Here is a 1045-nt window from a genome sequence, read left to right as displayed (position 1 = left end):
AAAGTAAGCACGTTAAGGAATTGTCCTTGAATATATTAATGGCTAGGGCTATAGCTAGGGTTTTTAAATAAGAGGGTATACGTTTTCGCTTGGATTAAAAGGCAAGCAAAAGTATTTACAACTTGTTGAGCTGTGGGATAAGGTTGAGTCTAAGGCGATCCCAAAATTCATTGGTTTACATCAAGAGTTCAAAGGAGTATACAAGTGAATGTTCACAATTAATACACAAGCAAGCGATGTAACTTTTCAAGGGGTAAAAAAGGAGTTTAAGTAAAAATTTTTAGTTTATACTTCATAAACTTATGAATTTTTACACGCTCATTTAATTTCCTAGTAAACTTAGATACAGATCGTTCAATTCTCTATAAACCTCGTTCTCAGAGGTTTCTCCCCTTAAATATTCATGTAATATGATAGATCCTTCTAATTGGAATCTTGGAAAATTATGATGTCTAGGTCGTATATATGAATTCTCGACAGTCAGTAGAGTATCTAAAAAGAAATTATTCGCCTTATTATTTACTTCATCATCAAGCCACACATATAAGTTTCCAGGTTGTCCACCATTTTCGAAGTACAAACTCTTCTGGATATCCTTTCTCATTAGCCATACTGAAAATTTTATAGCTTCTTCTTTATATCTAGAGTAATTTGATATCGCTATTCCAGCTCCTCATGTTAGAGCTAGAGAGCTATATAAAGAAATAGAAATACCGTCTGAAAATAAGAGGATCATCCTTCCTAATTCGGTGTTTAAGCTAGAAAAAATTCAGGCTGAAGTAAATACTGTGCCGATGCCAAGAGGATATCATAATTTTGAAATATTTAAGTCGCTACTAGGCTTAACTGATGACGAAATCAAGAGACTAAAGCAGGAAAAATCAATTTAAGGTTAAAAGATGATTAATTATGATAACGCTGAAAGGTTTAACTTGGAATCATATACGAGGTTATAGTGGCCTTATTGCTTCCTCTAAATATTATACAGAAAACGTTAATAATCAGATTAAAATTGAATGGAATACCATATCTTTAGAGGAATTCG

At 32.6% G+C, this 1045-nt stretch carries 2 protein-coding genes; one reads left to right on the top strand and one right to left on the bottom strand.

What is annotated here, in order from left to right; genetic code table 11:
• Window positions 1-322 precede the first annotated feature (322 nt).
• Window positions 323-604 carry a hypothetical protein gene (locus DMP16_RS10150; protein WP_143577214.1) on the bottom strand — a complete coding sequence of 94 codons (282 nt, stop codon included), beginning with the start codon at window positions 602-604 and terminating at the stop codon, window positions 323-325.
• Between the two features lie 145 nt (window positions 605-749).
• Here DMP16_RS10150 and DMP16_RS11130 point away from each other — a divergent pair, with 145 nt between their 5' ends.
• Window positions 750-890 (top strand): hypothetical protein, encoded by a 141-nt coding sequence (locus DMP16_RS11130; RefSeq protein WP_185957868.1) that lies wholly within the window; start codon window positions 750-752, stop codon window positions 888-890.
• Window positions 891-1045 lie beyond the last annotated feature (155 nt).

It is taken from the genome of Sulfolobus sp. B1, assembly GCF_007050195.1.
Taxonomy (GTDB): Archaea; Thermoproteota; Thermoprotei_A; order Sulfolobales; family Sulfolobaceae; genus Saccharolobus.
This window is presented reverse-complemented; position numbering and strand designations above follow the sequence as displayed.